This is a genomic window from Klebsiella sp. K47 (assembly GCF_051858335.1).
GTDB classification, from domain to species: Bacteria; Pseudomonadota; Gammaproteobacteria; order Enterobacterales; family Enterobacteriaceae; genus Klebsiella; species Klebsiella pneumoniae.
Window position 1 is genome coordinate 1 of sequence record NZ_JBPYUI010000535.1, and the last position, 215, is coordinate 215.

A 215-nucleotide genomic window follows, 5' to 3' on the forward strand; every position below is an offset into this window, starting at 1 on the left:
TCGGACTTCGAGCAACCGCAGATCGGCCCGCGCGCGGCACGGGTGGTCCTGGCGGACGGGGCGCGGACGCAGGGCCCGCTGCGCTCGGTCGATGCCCGCGAAGGCCACGGCCGCAGTTTCGCCGGAGACTACCGCTACACCTATTTCAGCGAACAAGGGCAGCTGCGCCTGCCCGTGGCGGCGGGCGGCACGCCGGTGAGCGGCACCCTGCGCGC

At 74.4% G+C, this 215-nt stretch carries 1 protein-coding gene; it reads left to right on the plus strand.

Annotated features, from left to right (window positions below; translation table 11 throughout):
* Nucleotides 1-215 (plus strand): hypothetical protein (locus RRF55_RS29120; RefSeq protein WP_439419468.1); only part of this gene is annotated, 215 nt, incomplete at both ends.